Origin of the sequence: Paucibacter sediminis (genome assembly GCF_030254645.1) — a bacterium.
GTDB classification, from domain to species: domain Bacteria; phylum Pseudomonadota; class Gammaproteobacteria; order Burkholderiales; family Burkholderiaceae_C; genus Paucibacter_B; species Paucibacter_B sediminis.
This window is the reverse complement of the sequence record NZ_CP116346.1, coordinates 2,443,280-2,465,191: the sequence shown is the minus strand read 5'-3', so window position 1 is coordinate 2,465,191 and position 21,912 is coordinate 2,443,280. Positions and strand designations below refer to the sequence as shown.

Sequence of the window (21,912 nt, the reverse complement as noted above, 5' to 3'; positions counted from 1 at the left end):
CAGCCAATTTCCCCATGGGTGATTTCTCAAATGCGGGGCGCTCCCTAGAGTGCCGACCCAGGCCTGCGGCATTGCGCAGGACCTGCCAACACTCCAAATCGCATCCACAAAGGAAACCCCATGAAAGCAGCCATCATCATCCTGTCGGACCCCAAGAACGGCGGCGAAGACGCCCTGGGCCGCATGTTCAACGGCCTGGCCGCCGCCTACGACTTCAAGCAGCGCGGCACCGCCGTCTCGATCTACTTCCAGGGCGCGGGCACGCGCTGGCCCGGCGTGATCAGCCAGGCCGAGCACCCGGTGCATGCGCTGTTCAAGGCCGTCGAGGGCGAGATCGCCGGCGTCTCCTGCGGTTGCGCCGATGTGTTCGGCTCGCGTGAGGACGCCGTGAAGAGCGGCTTCGATCTGATCACCGACAACAGCGTGCCCGGCACCTCCGGCCTGCCCAGCCTGGGCAAGCTGGTGGCCGACGGCTTCACCGTCTTCACCTTCTGACGCAGCGCTGAGGAGAAACGACCATGGCCTTTGCATTCCATGAGGGCGAACGCGCCGTGCAGGCACGCGCCGGCGAGGCGGCGATGGCGCTGCGCAATGCCAGCGTGATCACCGACACGGTGATCGCGGGCGCCCGCGCCTTCATCGAGAAGCAGCTCATGGTCGCCACGGCGACGCGCAACGCCGAGGGCCAGCTCTGGGCCTCGCTGCTGTCCGGGCCGCCGGGCTTTCTGCGCAGCCCGGAGGGGCGCGCGATCGAGATTCAACTCGGGGTCGAGCGCCGCCCGGCGGACGATCCCTTCTGGCAAGGCCTAGCCGCGGGATCGCGGGCCGGCCTGCTCTTCATCGAACTGGCGACACGGCGGCGCTACCGCGTGAACGGCCAGGTCGAGCATCTGGACGCCGAGATGGCGCGGCTGGGCATCGCCGAGGCCTACCCCAACTGCCCCAAGTACATCCAGCGCCGTCACCCCCGGAGTGATGCTTCGGCCCCGGCGGCCGAGCCGGCGTCGACGCGCCGCGGCCACGCGCTGGATGCCGCGGCCATGGCCCTGCTGGCCGCGGCCGACACCTTGTTCATGGCCACCGGCGCCCCCGGCGGCGAGCTCGATGCTTCGCACCGCGGCGGCCCGCCCGGCTTCATCCAGCTGCTGGATACAAGGCGCCTGCGCGTGCCCGACTACGCCGGCAACAGCATGTTCAACACCCTCGGCAACCTGGCGCTCGACCCCGCCTGCGGCCTGGTGGTGCCGGACTTCGAGCATGGCCGGCTGCTGCATCTCAGCGGCCGTGCCAGCCTGCGCTGGGACCTGCCGGATCCGCAGGGGCTCAGCGGCGGCACCCAGCGCTTCTGGGAGTTCGAGGTGGACGACTGGCTGGCGCGCCCTGCGGCGAGCGGGCTGGCCTGGGAATACCTGGACGCATCGCCCTTCTTGCCCAAGGCCTCCGCATGAAGCTCGTCGTCCATCAAATCCTGCAACATGGTGCGGCGGTGCGCGAGATCCGCCTGCGCGACCTACAGGGTCAGGTCTTGCCTGCCTGGCACGCCGGTGCGCATCTGCGCCTGCAGCTGCCGCTGGCGCAAGGCGAGCCGCTGCAACGCCATTACTCGCTGCTGGGCCCGGAGGGCGCGGCGCAGGAGTACCGCATCGCCGTGCTGCAGGACCCGAACTCGCGCGGCGGCTCCCGCTGGATTCACACCCAATTGCGCGAGGGCGCGCTGCTGGAGGTTGACGCGCCGGTTGACAGCTTCCCCCTGCAGGCCGGGCAAGGCCGCAGCGTGCTGGTAGGCGGCGGCATCGGCATCACGCCCATGCACGCCATGGCCCATGCGCTCAACGCGCGCGGGCAGGACTTCGAGCTGCACTACCTGGCGCGCAGTGCCGAGCGGCTGGTGCTGCTCGACGAACTGCGCGCCCTGCCGCACGCGCGCCTACATCTGCACGTCGGTGGCACGGCTGCCGCGCTGGACGACATGCTGGGACGCTACCAGGCCGGGGCCAGCCTGCATGGCTGCGGCCCGGTGCCGCTGCTGAACACGCTGCGCGAGCGCGGGGCTGCGCTGGGCTGGCCGGAGGCGGCGCTGCACTTCGAGAGCTTTGGCGCGCGCGCCGCCAGCGGCGACCGCCCCCTGCGCGTGCACATGGCGCTCAGCGGCAAGAGCGTGGACGTGGCGCCCGGCACCTCGATCCTGGATGCCTTGATCGCCGCCGATGCCTTCGTGCCCTATGACTGCAAACGCGGCGAATGCGGGCAATGCCACAGCCGTGTGCTGGACGGCAGCCCGCTGCATCGCGACCTCTGCCTGAGCGCGGCACAGCGCGAGCAGGGCCTGTGCATCTGCGTGGGCTGGGCCAGCAGTGCGGAACTGACGCTGGAGCTGTGAGCCCGGCGGCCCACGCAGCTCACAGACCCAGCTCGCTGAGCGATGGATGGTCGTCGGGGCGACGCCCTTGCGGCCAGTGGAACTTGCGCTCCTCGGGCTTGATCGGCAGATCATTGATGCTGGCGTGGCGCACCGCCATATAGCCGGCGGCGTCGAACTCCCAGTTCTCGTTGCCGTAAGCGCGGTACCACTGGCCGGAGTCGTCGCGCCACTCGTAGGCGAAGCGAACGGCGATGCGGTTCCCGCTCACGGCCCAGAGTTCCTTGATCAGGCGGTACTCCAGCTCCTTGGCCCATTTGCGCTCCAGAAAGGCCTGGATGGCCGCGCGGCCGTGGAAGATCTCGGCGCGGTTGCGCCAGCGGCTGTCGGCCGTGTAGGCCATGGCGACGCGCTGGGCGTCGCGGGTGTTCCAGCCGTCTTCCGCGGCGCGCACCTTCTGCATGGCGGTCTCCAGGCTGAAGGGCGGCAGCGGGGGACGGGGGGCTTCGCTTGCGTAGCTGTTCATGATGTTCATGCCTGCTGTTGGGGATGCCACAAACCGGGCATGTCGACATGCCCACGCAGGGCCTGAAGGCGCGCGATCCAGCGGCAGAGGTGGACGTATGGCGCCAGCTCGACACCACCCTCCGGCGCCAGGGCGATATAGGGGTAGATGGCAAGATCGGCGATGCTGGGCCGCTCGCCCGCGAGCAACCACGCCTGATCGCGCAACTGTGCGTCCAGCACTTGCAGCAAGGCCTGGCTGCGCTGCGTGGCCGCCTCCACATCGATGCTGCGGCCGAACTTCTTGTGCATGCGCAAGAGCGCGGGACCGTGCGCCACTTCGTTGGCGGCCGTGGACAGCCATGCCTGCAGCGCACCCAGCCGCGCCGCGTCCTCGGGCCACCAGGCCGGCCCGCCGTAACGCGCCGCCAAGTAGACCAGGATGGCCTGGCTGTCGCGCACGACCACCTCGCCATCCACCAGCACCGGCACCTGGCCGAAGGGATTCATGGCGAGGAACTCGGGCTGCTTGTGCGCGCCGCCGGTGGGCGCCAGCAACTCGTGCGGCAGCCCCAGCATGGCGAGCAGCAGGCGCACCTTGTGCGCGTTTCCGGAGAGGGGGAAGTGGTAGAGCTTCAAGGCAAACCTCGGGCAAAGCGAGCAGAACAAGCTTGCACTGTGCCGGGCTTGCCCCGCTTGCGGAACCGCCGCCGCGTGAAAGACTGAGTTGCAGCGGCCGTATCAGCGCGGCGCTCAGGCGCCCGGCCCGCAATCCAGGCAGCGCTCGACCGGCGGCGGCCCCATGCGCAGATCGCGCTGCAGCAGGCGCAGCGCGGTGCGCAAGCCCTCCTCGATGACCGGGTGGTAGAAGGGGCTGTCCAGCATCTCCTGCACGGTATCGCCGCGCTGCACCGACCAGGCCAGCAGATGCGCCAGATGCTCGGCGCGCGGGCCGAGCATCTCGGCGCCCAGCAGGCGCCCGCTGCCCTGCGCGGCATAGACATGCAGGGCACCGCGATTGACGCCCATGACACGGCTGCGCCCCTGGTCGGCAAAGGACACATGGCCCGCCAGAAAGGCCTTGCCGGCGGCCCGCAGCTCGGCATGGCTGTGGCCGGCGATGGCCATCTGCGGGTCGCTGAACACCACGGCCAGGGGCGCGCGGCGCGGCCGCACGCGCACGTCGGGCCAGCGGCCGGCGTTGTCACCGGCAATGCGGCCCTCGTCCGCCGCCTCGTGCAGCAGCTCGCGCTCGCCGTTGGCGTCGCCGGCGATGAACACGGGGGCCGTGCCGATCTGGCCGGTGTGCCGGTCGTAGGCCGGCAGGCCATCGGGGCCCAGCATCAGACCGCTGTGCTCCAGCCCCAGCCCGCTCAGGCGGGGGCGGCGCCCGGCCGCCGCCAGCACATAGTCGAAGCGCTCGGTGCGGCCGTCCAATTCCAGCAGCACTTCCTCGCCCGTACGCCGCAGCCTGGGCGTGGGCTGGTTCAGCGACAGCGCCAGTTCGGCGCCGAACAACTCGCGCGCCAAGGCCTGCAATGCCGGGTCGGTGAGGGGGCCGACGCGCTGGCTGCGGCCCAGCACCCGCACGCGCACGCCAAGGCGATGCAGGGCCTGCGCCAGCTCGAGCGCGATCACCCCGGTGCCGAGCACGAGCACGGCGCGCGGCAGGTCGTGCCAGTCGAACAGCTCGTCGTTGCGTATCAGGCGCTCGCCCAGGGCCGCAGCCCAGGCCGGCTCGATATGCGGCTCCGAGCCCGTGGCGATGACGATGCGCTCGGCGTGCACGCGATGCGCCTGAGCGTCCGCACCGCTGACTTCCAGGGTCAGCGGCGCGATGAAGCGTGCCCAGCCTCGCAGGCGGTGCTCGGGCGCCCAGCCCTCCACCGCCTCGGTCACGAAGCCGACAAAGCGATCCCGCTCGCTGCGAACCCGGGCCATCACGGCGGTGCCGTCAATGCGCGCCGGGGCATCGACGCACACCCCGAAGCGGCCCGCCTCGGCCACCGCATGCGCCGCCTCGGCCGCGGCAATCAGCAGCTTGCTGGGCATGCAGCCAACGCGGGCGCAGGTGGTGCCATAAGGGCCGCCCTCGATGGCCAGCACGCTGCTGGTGTGCGCCAAGGCGGCGCGATAGGCGGACATGCCCGCTGTGCCACTGCCAATGATGGCAACATCGACCCGGTGTTCACGCATGCATCGCTCCTTGAGGTGTCAGGGTAGTCCGGCTGGGTGCCGGTGCATTGGAAACCAGCCGCCGCGCGCCGCGCTCGGCAATGCGCTTCAGTTGAGCGCCGGGCTGGCGCGCAACCGTTCGATCGCCAGATCCAGAAATGCGCGCGCCTTCTGCGAGGCATGACGCCCCTCGCGGTGCACCAGCTGCACCGGCAGGGGCGCCGTCTCGAACTCGCTCAGCAATATCTTGAGGCGCCCTTCGCGCACATGTTCCGCGACCTGGTAGGACATCAGGCGCGACAAGCCAAAGCCAGCCACGGCGGCGGCCACCGCCGAATCATTGGTGGTGGTGATCATGCGCGGCTGCAGCTTGACGATCCTGGCTGCACCGTTCTCCACCAGGCGCCATTCGGGCGCGGGGGTGACGCCGCTGGCGGAAACAATGGTGTGGGCCGCCAGCTCGTCCGGGCTTTGCGGCTCGCCATGCCGCTCCAGATAGCTGGGCGCCGCGCAGATCACGCGCCGCACCTTGCCGACACGGATCGCCTGCATCGAAGAGTCGGGCAATTCGCCGATGCGCACGGCGATGTCCACGCCCTCGTCCATCATGTTCACGACGCGATCGAGAAACCAGCAAGAGGCCGTCACCTCGGGATAGCGCTGCAAATACTCCGTCACGATGGGGGTGACGTAGAGCGCGCCGAAGAGCACCGGCGCCGTGAGCGTCAGCCGCCCACGTGGTGCGCCGTGCAGGCCGCTCACCGATTCGTCGGCCTCGGCCAGTTCGGCCAGGATGCGCCGGCAATCTTCCACATAGCGCGCCCCCGCGTCCGTGACCCGCACCACCCGCGTGGTGCGGGTCAGCAGGCGCACGCCCAGATGGGCTTCCAGCTCGCTGATGGCCCGCGTGACCGCGGGCGGCGAGATGTTGAGCTTGCGCGCGGCGCCGGCAAAACCGTTCGCGTCCACCACCGCCGTGAACACATTGATCAGGTGCAGTCGGTCCACTGTTTCACTCCACGTAACGGTGTCTTGGATTTGCAGGTGATTCTAAGCAGCGGGCGATTCAAGGACAGTTCAGCCATTCGCTCAACACAGAGCGGATGAGACCAAACCCCAATCAACTTGCCCCTGCTACCCACCGGAGATTGAACATGTCGCGCATCAGCATCCCCAGCGTCGAAACCTCGCTCGAAGCCTCCAAGCCCCTGCTGGCAGCCGTCAAGCAGCAACTGGGCGTGGTGCCCAATCTGATGAAGCTGGTGGGCCACAGCCCCGCCGCGCTGGAAGGCTATCTGTCGCTGAACGGCGCCCTGGCCAAGGGCAAGCTGAGCGCGCAGCTGCGTGAGCGCATCGCTCTGGCCATCGCCGAATACAACGGCTGCGACTACTGTCTGTCGGCACACAGCTACCTGGCCGCCAACGTCGCCAAGATCGGTGCCGCCGAAATCGACGCCGCACGTGCGGGCCGCTCGGATGACGCGCGCAGCGCGGCGGCGCTGCACTTTGCTCGCCGCGTGGCAGAGACCCGTGGGCGCGTCTCCGACGCTGACCTGGCCGCCCTGCGCGCTGCCGACTTCGATGAAGCCAGCGTGGTCGAGATCGTGCTAAACGTGGCCCTCAACGTGCTGACCAACTACGTCAACAACGTGGCCGCCACCGACATCGATTTCCCGGCGGTGCACGCCAAGTTGGCCGCCTGAGCGCCGGCGCCACCAACCGCTGCAGCGCGTACTCAAGGATGCCCGGCGGACGCCGGCGGCTCAGTGCATCCGGCAGTGGCAATAGACGAATTGCTGGATCGCACCGGCCGGCGTCTGATGCGCCTCGCTGAGGTGCTCCAGCAACTCGAATGAGCCGCCGAACTGGGCGTGGAGTTCGCCTGGCGCGTAGCGCACCACCGGCAGGCCGCTGCATTGCGTGGGGCCCTCGGGTCCGAAGGCGGCCACGATGACATGCCCGCCGGGCCGCACCCCGCGCCGCACCCGTTCCACATAGGCCGCGCGCTGCGCCGGTTCGGTCAGGAAGTGGAACACCGCGCGGTCGTGCCAGATGTCGTAGGCGTTCTCGGGCAATTCGACCTGGGTGATGTCGCCGACGATCCAACGCACGGCATCGGCCCGCGCCTGCAGCCGCTGCTGCGCCACGGCGAGTGCGGCCGCGGAGATGTCGAGCACCGAGACCTCGAACCGCGGCTGCGCCATCAGGTCGTCGACCAGCGTCGAGGCACCGCCGCCCACATCGATCACGCGGATCGGGCCCGGGCCGGCGATCCGCCGTATCAGCGCCAGCGACTGCTGGGCATGCGGCTGGAACCAGCTGACCGTTTCGGCCGGCTTGCTCGCGTAGACCCTGTCCCAATGGTTCTTTGCTTCCATGCCAACGCCCCGTGGTGGATGAGTTGCGGATTGTCTCCCGGCCTCAGTCGCGGCGTCTCCGAGGGGGAATTTGCGTTGACTGCGGTCAACGCGGCCCGGGCACCGCCATGGCAGGCTGGCCCTGGCATCCCGCCGAACGGCAGCTATGGAGATCCCCATGGACGATCTGATGAAGCAGAAGATCCTGGCCCTGCTTGATGGCCACAGAATCATGACGATTGCGACACTGCGGCCGGACGGCTGGCCCCAGGCAACCACGGTGGGCTACGTGAACGAGGGCCTCACGCTGTGGTTTCTCTGCGGCCTCGACAGCCAGAAGGCCAGGAACCTCGCGCACGATGATCGCGTTTCGCTCACGGTTGACCATGACACGCCCGACATCATGTCGATCACCGGCCTGACGATGGCGGCGCGAGCCCAGCGCGTGAACGACCGCGCCGAGGCGGTGAAGGTCATCGCGATGCTGCCGCTGAAGTACGCCGACGCGCCGCCCGCGACCGCGCAGATGACGATGCCCAGGCCGGAGGAGGTGGCGATCTTCCGCGTGGTGCCGGAAATCGTCTCCGTGCTCGACTACACCAAGGGCTTTGCGCACACGGATCTCGTCGTCGTCTAAGGCCGGGCTCACAGCGACTTCAGGTATTCGGCCAGCTCGGCCATCTGCTGCTCCGTGAGTTGCAGCCCTCGCCTGGCGTTGTAGCGGCGTGCGACGTCGAGCAAGCTGGCGGCAGAGCCGTCATGGAAGTACGGCGCGTGCTGCCACACCCCCTTGAGCGGTGAGCTGCGGTACTGCCGGCTGGCCGAACGTGCGGCGTAGCTCGGCGTCTCCGGTTCGGCCATCGAGTCCGCGGCTGGGTGCAGGGTGCTGTTGGCATCGCTGAACAGGCTGCCGCTGTGGCAGCTTGCGCATTGGCCCTGCCCTTCGAACACCAGCTTCCCGCGGGCGGCGGCATTGGCATCAAAGCTCCCCGCCGGCGCGGGCGGGGCCGCGAGCGTCAGCTGATAGACCTGCAGCGCCGGCAGCTTGGCCGAGACCAGATCCTGGTTGCCGTTGCTGATGCTCAGCTGCAGGCGCGGCTCCGTCACCGTGCCCTGGCCACCCATTTCCGCAACGGCCACGTAGCGGTTCCAGTACGCGAGGTCCTGCCCGTCGCCGGTCACCGTGATGGCGTGCAGGCCCTTGAGACCATAGGCGGGAGGAATGACGACGGGCTTGTTCAGTCCGTCGATGTTGTGGCGCGGATCGAACTTGCCCGGCCCCCAGCTCCGGTACACCTTCTTCATTGCGTCGCTGAGCGCGGGTGACAAGGCGATGATGGCGCCGGCGTTGAGGTCGCGGTTGGCCCAGCCGTCCAGGCGCTTGCCGATGCCCGGCGCGAACGAGTTGTCGACCGTCGAATGGCATAGCGCGCAGGTGATGCCGACACGCTTGAGCACGTCCTGCCCGTTCACCGTTTCGACCGTGCCCTTGAGGCCCAGCACCGCGTCCAGCTTCAGCAGGGCGATCGTCGTCGCGGGCTTGCTCAGGTCGATGCTGCCGTTCTTGATGCCTTCGACGACGCTGGCCGGCAGCGCCTGGGCATCGACCTTCAGGCCGACGGACAGGGCCGTGGCCGGATCGACGGCCGCGCTGATGACCTCGTGCATGCGCAGGGTGTCGGTCCAATGTGCTTCGTCGCCAAAGGTGTCGTAGCGAAAGATCTGCCGCCCCTGCTCGGCCATGGCCGCCGCATCCGCTGCGGCGGTGTCGGCGGGCGAGGTCTCGTCCGCGCCGCCGCAGGCCGTCAGCGTCACGGCCGCGGCCAGCGGCAGGGCCCAGTACGTTCGCAGGCCCTTGCCCATCACCGGCCAGGCCTTGTTTGCTGTGTTGCGTTCAAGCATGTCGCTCACTCCTGATGTTTGGCCGGACTCGCGGCCCGGCATTGCGGGCTGGCGTCCAGCGCGCGAAGGTAGGCAATGAGGTCGCGCCGCTCCCGCGCGTCGGCGATGCCGTCGTAAGTCATGCTGGTGCCGGGTACGGCCGCCAGCGGTGCGGCCAGAAAGCGGTCCAGCGTGGCGGCATTCCAGACCCAGGGCTGCGCCTTCATGGCCGCGCTGAAGGCATAGCCCGGCAGGCTCCCGGCGCGCCGCCCGAACAGGCCGCAGTGCCGCGGCCCGACGCTGTCGTACGCCGGCGCATGGCAGCCCATGCAGCGCCCGTACAGCTGCTCGCCGCGCAGCACATCCGGGGCCTGCTGGCCGGGGCCGGCCACGGCGGTGATGCTGGCCGCGGCGGCCAAGCCGGCGATCAAGACCTGGCACCACAGCCGACTGGATGCGCGCGCCCACATCCGGCGGCTCACGCCATGAAGGCGCTGGGGACCGGCACCTCGCCCAGCGCCTGCCGCAGGATGGCCCAGTGCATGGCCTCGTCGCCGAGGATGCTGGCCGCCGCCTTGGCAAGCGCGCGGTCCGCGAACAGCGGCACGGCCCCCAGGTAGGCACTCACGGCGCCCTGTTCGAGCCGCGCCGCAAAGCGCAGCACATCGGCCTGGGTCTTGAGCTGATCCACCGGGAAGTTGTAGGCCGGCTTGGCCGTGACGGGCTTGCCGCCGAGCTGCTCCACCACCTTGGCCAGCGTCTGCGCATGCTCCTTGTGGTGGCCCTGGAAGCCGAGCGCCAGCTCCAGCACCGGCTTTTGCAGCAGCTGGCTCTCCGCGCCCAGCTGGTAGGCCGCGATGGCCTCGAGCTCCGCCCCCAGGGCGGTATTGATGATCTGCACATCATTGGCCGTCGAACCGGCCGGGCTGGCCGCCGCCAGCGCATGCTTGCCGGCCAGCAGCGCCACGGCGGCACCGGACAAGGACAGGCCGGAGCTGCCCAGGAACAGGCGACGCGCCATGGCGGGATTCGAGATTTGAAGGAACGACATATGAAACTCCTTGCGCGGGGTGGTAACGAGTGAAGTGGATGCCCCTGCAAAACCGAGCGCGCAGGGGCGTGGGCAGGCGCTGGCGCGCTGGCGTCAGTGCCGAACGGGGTGGGTGAGGCCGGCGGCGCCGGCCGGGCGCGGGCGGCTAGGGGTCCGAGGCCGCGGGGCTGGCGCTGGCTTGCGCGGCCAGGCGTGACAGCACCGCGGCGACGATGCGGTCGCAGCGCGCGCCGTCGAAGGAGAAGGCGTCGCCGGTTGCGACGTCCATGTCCTGCGAGAGCGCTTCGCGCAGCAGGGCGCGGGCGCGGAAGAAGCGGGTGCGCACCGTGGCGGCCGGCAACTGCAGCGCCAGGGCCACCTCCTCCACGCTCATCTCCTCGACGGCGCGAAGCACGAACACCGTGCGGAACAGGGCGGGCAGCTGATCGATGCGCGCCTCGATGAGCTGGCGCATCTGCCCGCGCATCGCCAGCCGCTCGGGCTGCTCCTGCGCGGCAGGATCGCTCATCAGCGCTTCGAGCGTCGTCGACGCAGCGGACTCATCGTCGGACGGCATGGCCAGACCCTCCAAGGCAATCACCTGTGCGCCGCGGGCACGCTTGCGCAGCCGCCCCAGGGCTTCGTTGGCCACGATGCGCACCAGCCAGGTGGACAACTGCGCCTCGGCACGGAAGCCGGGCAAGGCGGACCAGGCCCGCAGATAGGCCTCCTGCAACGCGTCCTCGGCTTCCTCGTCGCACTTCACGATGCTGCGCGCGGTGCGGAACAGGCGCCGGTTGTGGCGCCGCATCAAGGCCTCGAAGGCGGCCTCGTCCCCGCCCGCGGCAAGGCGCGCGAGTTCGCCATCCGCCTGACTGGCGGGATGCGCTTGGGCGTGGCTAATGGCGGGTATGGCGAGCTTGGCTGGCATGGTGCGTTCACCGGAGTTTGCGAGTGTTGCCCATTGGATGCGGAATCCGGGGGTTGCGTTCCCGAAAGTGTTCGAGACCTCGCGCGGCGCCATGGTCAAGCCGGGAGACAACATCCGAGCAGCCCTGCGGCTCAACCCTTCACACAAACCACCTGCTTCAACGTATGCACCACGTCGACCAGGTTCGCCTGCGCGGCCATGACGGCATCGATGTCCTTGTAAGCCGCGGGCGTTTCATCCAGCACGTCCTTGTCCTTGCGGCACTCGACGCCTTCCGTGGCCGCGCGGTGGTCGGCTAGCGTGAAGCTGCGCTTGGCATCGCCACGGCTCATGACGCGGCCCGCGCCATGTGAGCAGGACTCGAAGGACTCCGGGTTGCCCTTGCCGCGCACGATGTAGCTGCGCGCGCCCATGCTGCCCGGGATGATGCCCAGCTGGCCTGCCTTGGCGCTCACCGCACCCTTGCGGGTCACGAACACGTCCTCGCCGAAGTGCTGCTCGCGCTGCACATAGTTGTGGTGGCAGTTCACCGCCTCGATGTGGCTCTGGAAGTTCTTGTGCAGGACCGTCTTTGCAGCCTCGATGACGCGGCGCATCATGACCTCACGGTTCATAGCGGCGTACTTCTGAGCCCAGCTCACGGCACGGACATAGTCGCCAAAGTAGCGGCTGCCTTCCTCGAAGTAGGCCAGGTCGCGGTCAGGCAGGTTGGCCTGATGGCGCATCGCGTCCTGCTTGGCCAGTTCGATGAACATCGTGCCGATGGCATTGCCCACGCCGCGCGAGCCCGAATGCAGCATGAACCAGACCGCGCCAGCTTCGTCCAGGCAGACCTCGATGAAGTGGTTGCCGCCACCGAGCGTTCCCAGGTGCTTGTGATGGTTGGTCTTTTCCAGCTTGGGGTAGTTGCGGCAAAGCTCAGCGAACTCGGGCTCGAGCTGCGCCCAGGCCGTATCCACCGAGCCCGGCGGCTTTTGCCAGGCGCCCGGGTCACGGTTGCCGGGCACGCGGCCATGCGGCACTGCGCGCTCAATGGCTGCGCGCAGCGGGGCGAGGTTGTCGGGCAGGTCTTCGGCGCGCAGCGTGGTCTTGCAGGCGATCATGCCGCAGCCGATGTCCACGCCCACGGCCGCCGGAATGATGGCCTTGATGGTCGGGATGACCGAGCCCACCGTGGCACCGATGCCGAAGTGCACGTCAGGCATCGCGGCGATGTGCTTGAAGACGATGGGCAGGCGCGCCGCGTTGGTGAGCTGGCGCTTGGCCTCGGACTCGACGGGCACGCCACGCGTCCACATCTTCAGCGGCACACCGCCTGGGACGTCTTCGTGAATGTGTTGAGCTTCCATGATGTTGTTCCAATGTAGAGCCCCAGCCGGGCGAGATTCAAATTGAGCCAGGCCGGGGCGGCACTCAACGCAGCTTCACCAGCCCATTGAGCACCTGGTCCAGACCTCCGAAGACGGAGATCTTGTCGATGCGCTCCGCCACGCGCTCCAGGGTTTCCAGCTCCTTGAGGCGCAGGGCGACGGGGTTGTCCTCCATCACCTTGGCGGTGTTCAGCAGCGAACGGGTCGCGGCGGTTTCCTCGCGGCGGCGGATCACGTTGGCTTCGGCCGACTTCCCGGCCTCCACCACCTGGGCAAGGATGGTCTTCATCTCGCCCGGCAGCACGATGTCCTTCACGCCGACGCTGGTCAGCTCGAGCCCGAGCGCCGCGAGCTTGGCCTTGACCTGGGCGGTCACCACCTCGTCAATGACGCCCTTGTTTTCGAGCAGCTCATCGAGCGAGCGCGTGCCCACCGCCGCGCGCAGACCGAACTGCAGCTCACGGTACAGATGCTCGGCCGGCTTGGCCAAGGCCTTGTAGGCGCTCAGCACGTCCGAGTAGCGCCAGGTGGCCGAGAGGTTGAGCCGCAGAGCCACCTTGTCGCGGGTCAGGATTTCCTGCCCCGTCACCTCGACAGCCTGCAGCCGCAGGTCCACCAGATCCACGCTCACGTTGCGGTTGAACTTCCAGAACGCGAACGAGCCAGCGCCAAGCAGCCGCTCGACCTTGCCGTCGACCCACAGCAGGCCGGCGCCGTGCTCCGGCACGACCACTTGCAGCGCGCCGGCCAGGCCGGTGATGCTCCGTGGGCGTAACTGGGTCTGCAGCAGCCGAGCGGTGAGCGCCGGGGACAGCTCGATGGAGCTCGCTAGGTCGATCACCTCGACCCGCACATCCACCAGACCCTTCCAGTACAGGCGCCGCGTGTCGGGCGGCAGCAGCTCAACCAGCACGCCGTTCTCGCTACGCAGGCCAACCTGGTTGGCGTTCAACTCGACGCGCACGAACTCGGCCTCGACCACCGCCGGCTCCTTGGCCAGCAGGTAATCGGTCAGAGGGTGCACGAAGGCCGGCGCTCCAATGGCAAACAGCTCGACCTGAAGCTGGTCCAGGCCGGCGAACAGCCAGTGCGTGCCGGGTTGCAGCACGCGCTCGAAATCACCATTGCGCAGCAGCAGGCCGCGCTCGTTCTTCTTCACAGTGACACGCTTGATCATCATGAGGTTCTCCTTGTTTTGCAGCGTGTTGTTTGAATAGGGGTGCCGTTACAGCACGGCCACGGACCCCGGATGCCTGGGACTGGGTGCCGCGGCGCGTCGTCGGCATGCCCTCCCTGGACACACTTCGAACTGGCCGTGGACGCAGGCCCCGCGTGCCCGAAGCACGGGTGGCCGCGCTGATGCCGGTTTACCCGAGGGCAGGCCGGCACGTTCGGCGGGTTGGTCTTGCGACCGCTTCTTTCACTGGCGTGACAGGCCATTGGTGGAGTGGGCGTCGAACCCACGACACACGGATTACGAATCCGTTGCTCTACCCGACTGAGCTATCCAGTGGTGGCGAACCCGGGAGTCGAACCCGAACCCTTGCAGGACAACCGTGTTTCACCGTATCGGCCCCTTTCAGCAGGGCGGCATGCGTCATAGCGACGGGACGAGCCCGGCCACAACGCACCGGTGGGGTGGAACCCCCAAGCTGTGAGCCCTACCTTCCAAGGCAGATCTGTGGGCGTCTGGGCCGACCGGGTGGGTCAGCTCAGACGCGATTCTTTCGGTAGCCGCGCGGCCAGCCACTCGTGCACGTCCGCGCGGATCCGCCTGCCCTTGAGCAGGAAGTCCTCGAAACGGCTGGGCACGTAGGGCGTGAACAGCAGCGGCATCCCGGCTTCCTCGGGCGTGCGGTCGGCCTTGCGCGCATTGCAGGCGCGGCAGGCAGCGACCGTGTTCATCCAGCTGAGCGGCCCGCCACGCGATGCCGGCAGGATGTGGTCGACCGTGAGGCAGCGCACATCATGCGCATCGCCGCAGTAGGCGCAGGTCTGGCGGTCGCGCCGGATCACCTTGGCCTTGTTGAAGCTTGGCGTCATGTCGAACAGATTCAGACGCGAGTTGCCGCTGAGAGCCAGGATGGCCGGTACCTCGAGGATCGACTGCTGGCCGCTGCGAACGTTCGTTCCACCACGCAGCACAGCCAGTGGCAGTTCTCCGATCGACCAGGCGACCGAGCGCGTAGCCACATGGACGGCCGCCTGCTTGATCGAGATCCAGGCCTGAGGCTGGCCGATGATGTCCAGCTGCAATACGTCGTGCATGGCGTCCTCCTTTCTGTGACTGGGCACGATTCATGTGTTCTGGCAGGGGCGGCAGGGTTCGAACCTGCGACCTGCGGGATCAAAACCCGCTGCTCTTCCAACTGAGCTATGGCGACATGTTTCTCCTGGTCCGTGCGGCAGGACTTGAACCTGCAACCGCCTGCTCCCAAAGCAGATGCGCTACCAGTTGCGCTACACACGGGTCTTGCTCGCTATAGCTGTCGGTGACGGGTTCCGACGCCGCCCAATCGTTGCGGCCGGTTTGCGCCTGTCGAAGCGCGAGCTCGACGACAGGCTTTTGATCTGGTATCCCGTGCGGGAGTCGAACCCGCCTCTTCGGCTTGAAGGGCCGAGGACCTCACCGGAAGTCCAACGGGACAGAAATGAAAACTGGTGCCTCGTGAAGGAGTCGAACCTCCGGCCTCCGGCTTCGTAGGCCGACGCTCTGATCCACTGAGCTAACGAGGCGATGGCATCTCGGCTGTGTCCGCACGCGACCCAGGCAAGCAAGGCTTGTCTTGACCGCTGCATGCCGGCTCCGTCTGCAGAACGTGCTTGGGCACACATGCGCACCGGGCCGGCCGGTGCTTGTGCACGGGCACACCCGAGATGGCATCAATCCGATTCGCAGGAGCCAAACAAAAAGCCCGGTTCCTGCAGGAGACCGGGCTTCATGGGATCGACGGATCCCTGGAGTACGAAAGCTTCAGCGGGCTGGAGCCTTCCCCGGTAGCATTGATTCACCTTCGTATCGGTCTTGGCGCGGCTGGCTCAGTGCCAGCGCAATCTCATGGCGAGCCGCAGCGAAGCACACAGCCATCTCACCCGAAAGGGGGCGCTTGGCGTTGGTGACGTAGGCTGTGCGAAGCATGATGAGACCTGGCGGGTTGGGGTGAATTAACGAATGGATGAATTGTGAAGAGTGTTCACGGCCCCGTCAACTCCTTCGATCCCCTAGAATGCATGTGAAGTGTTTTAACAACACACGCCGTGTCCAGCATCTCTACATTTCGCCGACTCAACGCCATTGCGCTCTTCCAGACTTTTGCGGAAGAACGCATCGCCGCCGGCGACCCACCCAAGGGACTTGAGTCGGCCTGGGCAAGCAAGATCGAGGTGAGTAGCGCCACCTGGTCCATGGCCAAGAGCGGCGCTCGGCCGATCGGCGACAAGCTGGCTCGACAGATCGAGCAGCATTGCAGCAAGGAGCCCGGGTGGCTGGACGAAGAGCGCGAGCCAACGGGTCTGTCACCAGGAGAACAGCAGTTCCTGGCACTGGCGCTGAAGACGTTTCGCGAGACGAATAGCGACGGACGAAAACGCTTGAAGCAATTGCTGAAGACGTTCCACCAGTAACCCTTCGACGCCTCGCTCGAAGTGCCCTGTGCTGTGGCGAGCGTCCGGCGGCAGTGGCAGGAAATCGACGATGACGGCCTCGCCCGGGTTGAGATCGCTGAAGCCCAGGAGCACTCCGCCGCTCTCCTACGGTAACTTCGTAAAGAACGGGAGCATTAGGCGGCCCGCGCTAGATCTGCCTATGGACTAAGCACGATCGGCGCAGCGAGGCGGATCGTGCCGAACAGTTTGGCGCTGGCATCAGTGACAGACAGCTCGGCCTGGTCCAGGTCTGTGAGCGCCTGGGCTGCGTGGACATGGAAGTCCAAATACCGTCGCTCGTCATGTACGCCGCGCGCCCGATCAAATCCGCAACCCTTGAACGCTGGCCCAGCGCACGCCTGCAGACAGCCCCGATGAGCGCTGCAAGCGTGGTCTTAGGATTGCCAAGCTCGCTGTCGCGAGGTCTGATCGGAATTCGGGCAGTCACTGGAGCTCACATGAACACGCCGTCATCCAACGAGCAGCACCACTTCGTCCTCAGCCACCATGACGAGGCTGCCTTCAAGACCGGGGGGCTACGCAGCTACTCGTCCTATCGTGATCTGGGTGTCGCTGAGGCGACGAACGGCCTCGCGCGAGCGCATGTGATCCGCATGATCGAGCCCTACCGGCCCGAGTTGAGCGTCCGTCATCGCCATGACGTGCAGTTCCAGATGGTCTACTGCCTGAGAGGGTGGTTCGAGACCGAGTTTGAGGGTGTCGGCCGGCGCCGGCTGCATGCGGGCTCGAGCTGGGTGCAGCCACCCAACATCCGCCACACCGTGGTCGGATGGTCCGAGGATTGCGAACTGCTCGAGATCTTCATTCCTGCCGAGCACGAGACCGTGAGCGATGCTTGAAGCATGCGCACTGTCGTTGTTGAACGGCCGCGCCTGGCCGAGAGCAGCCCATAGAGTTAGTCGGGCTCAGGCTGCCATCGCTGCACAACTGCCGTTCGCTGCCGCGACGCCAGCGTCAGCCTGACTGCATTGATTGCCCTCCAGAGGCTATCGGTCCTTCAACGTGCGCCCCTGGTCGGCCAGGTCAGCGGAAGAGCTCAGGCGCTCCCGCTGCGCCACGCCGTTTCCTACTTGTGAACGGCCCCCACCTGAATGGCCGCGAGACGGGGAAAGAACACTCTCGCGTTATAGGACTTGCATTGCATCGTCACTGTGCTTGCCGACGAGAAAACCAGCGTGTGCTGAAGGCTGATGTTGTCCATCGTCCCCGCCGGCAGCGTTCGCTGGTATTCCGGTCCGGCGTTGTCCAGGGTGAAGCTTGGCTCGCTGAGGCGGCACCATGTCGCCCTGCTTTGAACATCGTCGTTCTCCACCATCACGCGCCCGACAACGAGGTAACTTCCAGGGGGAAGGTTGATGGAAACGACATTGGTGATGACGTCGTTCAGCAGATCCGGCGCGAATACCCCGTCGACGGCGTAGACATCACTGGGGCCCCGACTACCTTGCGGCCCCATGGGCCCGACGTTGCCTTGAGGCCCTGTCAACCCTTGTGGCCCCTGCGGACCTTGCGGACCCTGTGGACCCATCGGCCCCTGAAGGCCCGTAGCAACCGGATCCAGAGGCGTCCAACCCTTCTTGCACGTCGTTCCGGCGGACAGGTTGCCGCCCGAATCCACACACAAGATCAGCGCGTGCGCACTCGTCGTACCCAGCGCGGTGATCGCGGCCACGATGAGCGGCCTGAGTCCAAGAAACCTGGTCGGAGACATAGGATAAACCTCTCTTCGCGCCGTATGGTTGGACAGAGCGCAGGATCGGCGCGCCACCGATGCGGACGAGAGTCTTCACCCGAGGGCTCTCTTTTTGATTCTGCGCACCGGAGTTGGAAAGCGTCAATCCTGCGATCACCGGCGCGCGTCCGCTGCTTTCGCTAGGGCGCGTGTGCAGCCGGCTCGGGCACTACTCAATCGCCAGCTTTGCAAAAGAGGCGGTGGCGTCGGTGATGCGTTTGAGGACGTCGTCCTTGCCCATGACTCCATGCCGTTGCGCCAGGTACTCGCCGGTGTTGTAGGCCAGCATGACCTTGCCCGTTTCATCCTCCCAGGCAACGATCTTGAGCGGAAGATCGATCGCAGTGGCGGGGTACTGCGGCAGCAGGGCTGGGAGCACCGTGCCTCGGCCAAAGATCAACAGCTGGGCGGGGCGCACCTTGCCGCCCTGCGTCGCCGCCACGGCCTGAAAGTCGACTCTTGCAAAGATCTGAAAGCCGCTGGCTGCCTTGACTGCGGCTTCGGCGCGGTCGATGGTTTCAGCAACCGAGAATTTGCTGGGCATGGCGACCACCCCTTGCACCTGCGCGCTCGCGTTGGACAGCAGCAAGGCAGCAAACAGAAACGAGAGCAGTTTGTACTTCATCGCCGACTCCTCAATCAAGGTAGACCGCCAATCGCCACAGGGCCTCGCCATCTCAGGCCGGAGCGATGCCCTTGACCGCCCAGGCAGCCTTCACAGCATCGCGCAGCCCGGTGCGTCCGGCATCCGCAAGCGTAGCGACATATTCAGCCCGCGGTCCGTCCCAAATGTCAGGCAACAGACAGCACGGACGACGAAGATGGAGTCCGGCCGGTTACCCATCAGGCCAAGGATGTCATGGGAGCAGTTTGGTGCCAACGCAGTGCCATTGCCTGGGCTGGCCGTGTACTCGAGCACCCCATACGAAGCGCCGTCACAGGCATCAGGCCCGCACCAGTTCGCGCGCATGGGCGCGGCCGCGCTCGCCTACTACCTGGCAGCGCGCTTGGGCCTGCTGATTCCCTACATCGGATCGCATGTCTCGCTGATCTGGCTGCCCACCGGTATCGCACTGGCTGCTTATCTGCGTTGGGGCACCTCGATGGCGCCGACCATGCTGCTGGCCGCCTTTCTGATCAATTACCAGATCGGCACGCCCGCCTGGGCGGCGCTCGGTATCGCGGCGGGCAATGCGCTGGGCCCTTGGCTAAGCGCCAAACTGCTCGGCCGCTTGGGCTTTGACGCGGCACTCACGCGCCGCGCCGACCTGGGACATTACCTGCTGGCCGTGGCGCTGGGCATGCTGGTCACCGCCAGCAATGGCTGCGTCTGGCTGCGTTTGGCGGGCTTCCTGTCGGCCGGCCAATGGGCGCCCGCCTGGCTCACCTGGTGGACCGGCGATGCGGTCGGGGCCCTGCTGGGCGGTATTCCGCTGGTCGCCATGTCCCGCGCCAGCATGCGCACCAGCTTTGCCGGCCGGCGCGGCCGCTTCAACATGGCCTTGCTGGGCCTGGTGCTGGCCTGCGGGCTGCTGACCTTCTCGCCCTGGACGGCGCCCGCGACGGCCTTGACCTTTCCCTTGCTGGCCCTGCCGCTGTTCCTGATGGCCGTGCTGGCGCTGCGTGCCGGCGTGCTAGCGGCCTCGCTGGCGGTGTTGCTGCTGTCGGGCACGGCCGCCTGGGGCACCGCCAGCGGCATCGGCCCGTTTGCCGGACACGACACCCACGCCGGGCTGCTGGCCCTGTGGAGCTATGTCACCGCCCAGGTCTGCACCGGCGTGCTGATCTGCGGCCTGGCGGCCGAGCTGCTGGCCAGCCAGCGTCAGCAACAGGCGCAGTTCCAGCATGCCAGCGAAGGCATTGTGGTGGTCGATCCGGAAGGCCGGCTGACCGCGCTCAACCCGATGGCGCGGCTGATGCTGGAGCTGGCGCCGAAAGAGCCGCCAGGCACGCCTGGCTTGGCGCTCACGCAACTGCCCAATGGCAATGGCACATCGCTTGCCGAATGCCTGCAACAGCCGGCGGGCCAGCCGCGCCTGCTGACGCTATGCCGCAGCGATGGCCGGCGCCTCGAGGTGGAGGTCCAGACCGCACGCTACCGAGATGCGCGCGGCCGCCAGTTGTCGCAGCTGCTGCTGCGCGACGTGACCGAGGGCCGCGAGGCCCAGGCCAGGTTGGCGGCCAGCGAGGAGCGCCTGCGCGCCATCACCGACAGCGCGCCCGCGCTGATCGCCGATCACGACCGCGAATTCCGCTACCGCTTTGCCAACCGCACCTACCAGGACTGGCTGGGCATCGCGCCGGAGGCCGTGCTCGGGCAGACCGTGGCCTCGGTGCTGGGCGAGGCGGCCTGGGCCGAGGTGCGGCCGGCCATGGAAGCCGCACTGCGCGGCGAAGCCGCGAGCTACGAGCGCCACATCCAGGGACGGGCCGAGGAGCGCTGGATCCACGTCGCCTTGGTACCCAGGCGCGACGCCGCCGGTGCGGTGGACGGCTTCTACGCCCTGGCCAGCGATATCACGCCGCGCCGCCGTGCCGAACAGGCGTTGCGTCAGAGCGAGCAGCGCCTGCGCAGCATCACCGATCAACTGCCCATGCGCGTGTCCTATGTCGACGCGGACGAGCGCTATCGCTTCATCAACCTGGCCTACGAGCGCGCCTTTGGCCGGCCGCGCCACGAGCTGCTGGGCCTCACCGTCCGCGAGGTGATTGGCGCGGGCGCGTACGGCGAGGCCGCACCGCACATCCGACGCGCGCTGGCCGGCGAGACCGTGAGTTTCGACAGCGAGATCACCACGCGCGAAGGCTACCGCTGCTACCGCGCCAGCTACCTGCCCCAGTTCGCCGACGACGGCCGCGAGGTGCTGGGCTTTGTGGCGATGATTCTGGACACCACCGCGCAGAAGCAGGAGGAGCGCCGACTGATCGAGCTGAGCCAGTCCGACAGCCTCACCGGCCTCCTGAACCGTGCCGGCTTCGAGCAGCGCGCGTATGAGGCCGTGCAGCGCTGCCAAAGCGTGGGCGGCACGATGGCCCTGCTGCTGCTGGACCTGGACGGCTTCAAGCAGGTGAACGACAGCCTGGGGCACCTGGCCGGCGACCTGCTGCTGCGCGGCTTCGCCGGCCGGCTGTCGCGCAGCCTGCGCGGCGCCGACATCGTGGCCCGCCCCGGCGGCGACGAGTTCGCCGTCATCGTCGAGCAACTGTCCGCGCCGGCCGATGCCGTCACCATTGCAGGCAATATCGTTGAGGCGATGCGCACGCCGTTTGTGCTGGAGAACCGGTCCGTCCACGTCAGCACCAGCATCGGCGTGGTGCTTTATCGCGGCGAGCCTGGGCTGACGCCGCGCGACCTCAGCAAACGGGCGGACGACTTGTTGTACGCCGCCAAGGCAGGAGGACGGGACCGCTTCTGTCTCGGCTCTGCAGAAGCGCCGTGTACGTCGGACTCCTGACACGATGTCACGTTGACAACCGGTGGCCCCACATTCGGTGGTACCGGCTGACCAAACTGAACAGCTATTCAACCGGGAACCACTGGAGCAATCACCAATTCAGGCGTTGAACGCCGACGGCGGGGACCTGGACGTCACCGCAAATCGGATTTCGGTCGCCAGCCTGCATAAATGCTCAGCCCGTGTTTACGCACTTTACGGGGAGGCAGTCAGCCTCACCGCCAACCCAAAGTCGTAAACAACAAATCGGCCACTTTTGCGGCCGACTCCAGATCAACGGATAGACGCATCTCGCCGCTTAAGCTATCAGCATTTGCATGGCCTTCCTTGCTGGGGTGGCAAGCTGCATGCTCGGATGGGCGCCCGAATGTTGAAGCGCCGGCAGGCGCCGCGCGCTGCTCAGCGTCAACGTTAGCTCTCACAGAACTTGGGGGCCGTCTGTCACAGAGCAC

22 protein-coding genes and 4 tRNA genes are annotated in these 21,912 nt (G+C 67.3%); 8 read left to right on the top strand and 18 right to left on the bottom strand.

Annotated features, from left to right (window positions below; translation table 11 throughout):
- The first annotated feature begins 120 nt into the window (after window positions 1–120).
- The 3 genes from PFX98_RS11415 to PFX98_RS11405 are packed head-to-tail and all read left to right on the top strand — an operon-like array spanning window position 121 to window position 2,380.
- A complete protein-coding gene (locus tag PFX98_RS11415) occupies window positions 121–495 on the top strand; it encodes a DsrE family protein (protein ID WP_285235325.1) in 375 nt (124 codons plus the stop codon).
- Between the two features lie 23 nt (window positions 496–518).
- The gene (locus PFX98_RS11410; protein ID WP_285235324.1) at window positions 519–1,448 is read left to right on the top strand and encodes a pyridoxamine 5'-phosphate oxidase family protein; all 930 of its coding nucleotides are present in this window, start codon (window positions 519–521) and stop codon (window positions 1,446–1,448) included.
- Entirely contained in the window at window positions 1,445–2,380 is a 936-nt protein-coding gene (locus tag PFX98_RS11405; protein WP_285235323.1) for a PDR/VanB family oxidoreductase, read from the top strand. Before PFX98_RS11410 ends, PFX98_RS11405 begins: the two co-directional genes overlap by 4 nt.
- 19 nt (window positions 2,381–2,399) lie before the next feature.
- Here the strand turns inward: PFX98_RS11405 and PFX98_RS11400 are convergent, their stop codons facing one another.
- The 4 genes from PFX98_RS11400 to PFX98_RS11385 form a co-directional block, all read right to left on the bottom strand.
- On the bottom strand, window positions 2,400–2,885 hold the full coding sequence (locus tag PFX98_RS11400; protein WP_285235322.1) for a nuclear transport factor 2 family protein: 486 nt from the start codon (window positions 2,883–2,885) through the stop codon (window positions 2,400–2,402).
- Window positions 2,886–2,890: 5 nt separating this feature from the next.
- Window positions 2,891–3,502, bottom strand: coding sequence for a glutathione S-transferase family protein (locus PFX98_RS11395; RefSeq protein ID WP_425334685.1), 612 nt, complete (start codon window positions 3,500–3,502; stop codon window positions 2,891–2,893).
- Window positions 3,503–3,616: 114 nt separating this feature from the next.
- A complete protein-coding gene (locus PFX98_RS11390) occupies window positions 3,617–5,059 on the bottom strand; it encodes a dihydrolipoyl dehydrogenase (protein ID WP_285235321.1) in 1,443 nt (480 codons plus the stop codon).
- 87 nt (window positions 5,060–5,146) lie between these two features.
- Window positions 5,147–6,046 carry a LysR family transcriptional regulator gene (locus PFX98_RS11385; protein ID WP_285235320.1) on the bottom strand — a complete coding sequence of 300 codons (900 nt, stop codon included), beginning with the start codon at window positions 6,044–6,046 and terminating at the stop codon, window positions 5,147–5,149.
- Between the two features lie 146 nt (window positions 6,047–6,192).
- Between PFX98_RS11385 and PFX98_RS11380 the strand changes: the two genes are divergently transcribed.
- Window positions 6,193–6,741 carry a carboxymuconolactone decarboxylase family protein gene (locus PFX98_RS11380; protein WP_285235319.1) on the top strand — a complete coding sequence of 183 codons (549 nt, stop codon included), beginning with the start codon at window positions 6,193–6,195 and terminating at the stop codon, window positions 6,739–6,741.
- Window positions 6,742–6,801: 60 nt separating this feature from the next.
- Here PFX98_RS11380 and PFX98_RS11375 read toward each other — a convergent pair whose 3' ends face one another.
- Window positions 6,802–7,416 (bottom strand): class I SAM-dependent methyltransferase, encoded by a 615-nt coding sequence (locus PFX98_RS11375; RefSeq protein ID WP_285235318.1) that lies wholly within the window; start codon window positions 7,414–7,416, stop codon window positions 6,802–6,804.
- A gap of 157 nt (window positions 7,417–7,573) precedes the next feature.
- Between PFX98_RS11375 and PFX98_RS11370 the strand changes: the two genes are divergently transcribed.
- Window positions 7,574–8,032 (top strand): pyridoxamine 5'-phosphate oxidase family protein, encoded by a 459-nt coding sequence (locus PFX98_RS11370; RefSeq protein WP_285235317.1) that lies wholly within the window; start codon window positions 7,574–7,576, stop codon window positions 8,030–8,032.
- An 8-nt stretch (window positions 8,033–8,040) separates the two neighbouring features.
- Here PFX98_RS11370 and PFX98_RS11365 read toward each other — a convergent pair whose 3' ends face one another.
- The 11 genes from PFX98_RS11365 to PFX98_RS11315 form a co-directional block, all read right to left on the bottom strand.
- A complete protein-coding gene (locus PFX98_RS11365) occupies window positions 8,041–9,297 on the bottom strand; it encodes a c-type cytochrome (RefSeq protein ID WP_285235316.1) in 1,257 nt (418 codons plus the stop codon).
- 5 nt (window positions 9,298–9,302) lie between these two features.
- The gene (locus PFX98_RS11360) at window positions 9,303–9,746 is read right to left on the bottom strand and encodes a c-type cytochrome (RefSeq protein ID WP_425334684.1); all 444 of its coding nucleotides are present in this window, start codon (window positions 9,744–9,746) and stop codon (window positions 9,303–9,305) included.
- An 8-nt stretch (window positions 9,747–9,754) separates the two neighbouring features.
- Window positions 9,755–10,327, bottom strand: a complete 573-nt coding sequence (locus PFX98_RS11355; protein WP_285235315.1) for a ferritin-like domain-containing protein — start codon at window positions 10,325–10,327, stop codon at window positions 9,755–9,757.
- A 145-nt stretch (window positions 10,328–10,472) separates the two neighbouring features.
- Complete coding sequence (locus tag PFX98_RS11350; RefSeq protein WP_285235314.1) at window positions 10,473–11,237, bottom strand: RNA polymerase sigma factor; 765 nt, start codon at window positions 11,235–11,237, stop codon at window positions 10,473–10,475.
- A 131-nt stretch (window positions 11,238–11,368) separates the two neighbouring features.
- On the bottom strand, window positions 11,369–12,586 hold the full coding sequence (locus PFX98_RS11345; RefSeq protein ID WP_285235313.1) for an RtcB family protein: 1,218 nt from the start codon (window positions 12,584–12,586) through the stop codon (window positions 11,369–11,371).
- A 64-nt stretch (window positions 12,587–12,650) separates the two neighbouring features.
- Complete coding sequence (locus tag PFX98_RS11340) at window positions 12,651–13,784, bottom strand: slipin family protein (RefSeq protein WP_285235575.1); 1,134 nt, start codon at window positions 13,782–13,784, stop codon at window positions 12,651–12,653.
- A 263-nt stretch (window positions 13,785–14,047) separates the two neighbouring features.
- A tRNA-Thr gene (locus PFX98_RS11335) sits at window positions 14,048–14,116 on the bottom strand.
- Between the two features lie 198 nt (window positions 14,117–14,314).
- Entirely contained in the window at window positions 14,315–14,875 is a 561-nt protein-coding gene (locus PFX98_RS11330) for an HNH endonuclease (RefSeq protein ID WP_285235312.1), read from the bottom strand.
- A 126-nt stretch (window positions 14,876–15,001) separates the two neighbouring features.
- A tRNA-Pro gene (locus PFX98_RS11325) sits at window positions 15,002–15,077 on the bottom strand.
- Between the two features lie 102 nt (window positions 15,078–15,179).
- Window positions 15,180–15,254 (bottom strand) — tRNA-Glu (locus PFX98_RS11320).
- 12 nt (window positions 15,255–15,266) lie between these two features.
- Window positions 15,267–15,343 (bottom strand) — tRNA-Arg (locus PFX98_RS11315).
- Between the two features lie 522 nt (window positions 15,344–15,865).
- Here PFX98_RS11315 and PFX98_RS11310 point away from each other — a divergent pair.
- The gene (locus PFX98_RS11310; protein ID WP_285235311.1) at window positions 15,866–16,231 is read left to right on the top strand and encodes a hypothetical protein; all 366 of its coding nucleotides are present in this window, start codon (window positions 15,866–15,868) and stop codon (window positions 16,229–16,231) included.
- A gap of 479 nt (window positions 16,232–16,710) precedes the next feature.
- Window positions 16,711–17,112, top strand: a complete 402-nt coding sequence (locus PFX98_RS11305) for a cupin domain-containing protein (protein ID WP_285235310.1) — start codon at window positions 16,711–16,713, stop codon at window positions 17,110–17,112.
- 227 nt (window positions 17,113–17,339) lie between these two features.
- Here PFX98_RS11305 and PFX98_RS11300 read toward each other — a convergent pair whose 3' ends face one another.
- Together PFX98_RS11300 and PFX98_RS11295 are read right to left on the bottom strand one after the other, a co-directional pair.
- Window positions 17,340–17,945: a hypothetical protein gene (locus PFX98_RS11300; protein WP_285235309.1), complete on the bottom strand. Its 606-nt coding sequence runs from the start codon at window positions 17,943–17,945 to the stop codon at window positions 17,340–17,342.
- A gap of 229 nt (window positions 17,946–18,174) precedes the next feature.
- Window positions 18,175–18,630 carry a DUF302 domain-containing protein gene (locus tag PFX98_RS11295; protein ID WP_285235308.1) on the bottom strand — a complete coding sequence of 152 codons (456 nt, stop codon included), beginning with the start codon at window positions 18,628–18,630 and terminating at the stop codon, window positions 18,175–18,177.
- A gap of 343 nt (window positions 18,631–18,973) precedes the next feature.
- Here PFX98_RS11295 and PFX98_RS11290 point away from each other — a divergent pair, with 343 nt between their 5' ends.
- Complete coding sequence (locus PFX98_RS11290; RefSeq protein ID WP_285235307.1) at window positions 18,974–21,460, top strand: sensor domain-containing diguanylate cyclase; 2,487 nt, start codon at window positions 18,974–18,976, stop codon at window positions 21,458–21,460.
- The last annotated feature ends 452 nt before the right edge of the window (window positions 21,461–21,912 follow it).

What these genes read in the sequence shown, in the direction of transcription:
- PFX98_RS11415 (WP_285235325.1), top strand. Translation starts at nt 121, where the DNA reads ATGAAAGCAGCCATCATCATCCTGTCGGACCCCAAGAACGGCGGCGAA.
- PFX98_RS11410 (WP_285235324.1), top strand. Translation starts at nt 519, where the DNA reads ATGGCCTTTGCATTCCATGAGGGCGAACGCGCCGTGCAGGCACGCGCC.
- PFX98_RS11405 (WP_285235323.1), top strand. Translation starts at nt 1,445, where the DNA reads ATGAAGCTCGTCGTCCATCAAATCCTGCAACATGGTGCGGCGGTGCGC.
- PFX98_RS11400 (WP_285235322.1), bottom strand. Translation starts at nt 2,885, where the DNA reads ATGAACAGCTACGCAAGCGAAGCCCCCCGTCCCCCGCTGCCGCCCTTC.
- PFX98_RS11390 (WP_285235321.1), bottom strand. Translation starts at nt 5,059, where the DNA reads ATGCGTGAACACCGGGTCGATGTTGCCATCATTGGCAGTGGCACAGCG.
- PFX98_RS11380 (WP_285235319.1), top strand. Translation starts at nt 6,193, where the DNA reads ATGTCGCGCATCAGCATCCCCAGCGTCGAAACCTCGCTCGAAGCCTCC.
- PFX98_RS11375 (WP_285235318.1), bottom strand. Translation starts at nt 7,416, where the DNA reads ATGGAAGCAAAGAACCATTGGGACAGGGTCTACGCGAGCAAGCCGGCC.
- PFX98_RS11370 (WP_285235317.1), top strand. Translation starts at nt 7,574, where the DNA reads ATGGACGATCTGATGAAGCAGAAGATCCTGGCCCTGCTTGATGGCCAC.
- PFX98_RS11365 (WP_285235316.1), bottom strand. Translation starts at nt 9,297, where the DNA reads ATGCTTGAACGCAACACAGCAAACAAGGCCTGGCCGGTGATGGGCAAG.
- PFX98_RS11360 (WP_425334684.1), bottom strand. Translation starts at nt 9,746, where the DNA reads ATGTGGGCGCGCGCATCCAGTCGGCTGTGGTGCCAGGTCTTGATCGCC.
- PFX98_RS11355 (WP_285235315.1), bottom strand. Translation starts at nt 10,327, where the DNA reads ATGTCGTTCCTTCAAATCTCGAATCCCGCCATGGCGCGTCGCCTGTTC.
- PFX98_RS11350 (WP_285235314.1), bottom strand. Translation starts at nt 11,237, where the DNA reads ATGCCAGCCAAGCTCGCCATACCCGCCATTAGCCACGCCCAAGCGCAT.
- PFX98_RS11345 (WP_285235313.1), bottom strand. Translation starts at nt 12,586, where the DNA reads ATGGAAGCTCAACACATTCACGAAGACGTCCCAGGCGGTGTGCCGCTG.
- PFX98_RS11340 (WP_285235575.1), bottom strand. Translation starts at nt 13,784, where the DNA reads ATGATCAAGCGTGTCACTGTGAAGAAGAACGAGCGCGGCCTGCTGCTG.
- PFX98_RS11330 (WP_285235312.1), bottom strand. Translation starts at nt 14,875, where the DNA reads ATGCACGACGTATTGCAGCTGGACATCATCGGCCAGCCTCAGGCCTGG.
- PFX98_RS11305 (WP_285235310.1), top strand. Translation starts at nt 16,711, where the DNA reads ATGAACACGCCGTCATCCAACGAGCAGCACCACTTCGTCCTCAGCCAC.
- PFX98_RS11295 (WP_285235308.1), bottom strand. Translation starts at nt 18,630, where the DNA reads ATGAAGTACAAACTGCTCTCGTTTCTGTTTGCTGCCTTGCTGCTGTCC.
- PFX98_RS11290 (WP_285235307.1), top strand. Translation starts at nt 18,974, where the DNA reads ATGGGCGCGGCCGCGCTCGCCTACTACCTGGCAGCGCGCTTGGGCCTG.